Origin of the sequence: Methylophaga sp. UBA1464 (genome assembly GCF_002325665.1) — a bacterium.
GTDB lineage: Bacteria > Pseudomonadota > Gammaproteobacteria > Nitrosococcales > Methylophagaceae > Methylophaga.
On the sequence record NZ_DCSO01000044.1, the window covers coordinates 6,799 to 7,621 of the forward strand.

The 823-nt window shown below is 50.5% G+C and carries 1 protein-coding gene and 1 pseudogene; both read right to left on the minus strand.

The annotated features are described in order from the left end of the window. A pseudogene (locus B3O33_RS04475) lies at window positions 1-169 on the minus strand (NADH-quinone oxidoreductase subunit K); the annotation flags it as partial. Next, a partial coding sequence (gene mbhE, locus B3O33_RS04480; RefSeq protein WP_292363055.1) for a hydrogen gas-evolving membrane-bound hydrogenase subunit E occupies window positions 169-823 on the minus strand: 655 nt, incomplete at its 5' end. The gene mbhE and the pseudogene B3O33_RS04475, both read right to left, overlap by 1 nt.

An 823-nucleotide genomic window follows, 5' to 3' on the forward strand; every position in this document is an offset into this window, starting at 1 on the left:
TCACGGCCGGAAAGCCGATTTGCAAACGCCCCATGGTAAATAAAAAAACATTTACTGCGTAAGCGAGCATGGTTAATCCCAGTACTACCGGGAAGGTTCTGGCTCTTAGCGTAAGATACACGCCGCAACCGGTCATCACGGCTATGACGCTGGCAATTAGCCATTCCATTAGTTAACTTCCTCATGTTTGACGTGATGCGAAGCGTGACTGAGTTTGCCCAGTTCGACCAGAATCATTACCGTGGCCCCCACGACGACCAGGAATACACCTAAATCAAAGGCAATGGCGCTGGCCACTTCAAATTTACCGACAACCGGCCAGGTTAAATAAGTAAAGGCGGTTGTCAGGAACGGATAACCGATCAACATAGAGACAACACCGGTCAGTGTGGCAACCAGCAAGCCAATCCAGATCACCCGATGCATATCTATCCGCAGGCGTTCATTGGTCCAGTCGATACCGTTGGCAAGATATTGCGAGATAAGAGCAACCGAAGCGATCAGGCCGGCAATAAATCCACCGCCCGGAAGGTTGTGACCGCGCAGGAAGATAAACACTGCCACCATCAGCATCAGTGGAAACAGTAAGCGGGTAAGGGTCTGCATAATCGGTGGATGCGGATCATGACTCCAGACCAGACCATCAACATCTTTTGCTGGAGCCGCAAGCTTCAGGCCTTCCAGCATGGCAAAGACACATATACCTGCCAATGCCAGCACGACGATTTCTCCTAAAGTATCAAAGCCACGGAAATCGACCAGAATCACATTGACCACATTTGTGCCGCCACCACCGGGTTTGGCGTTATCAATAAAGAAGCCC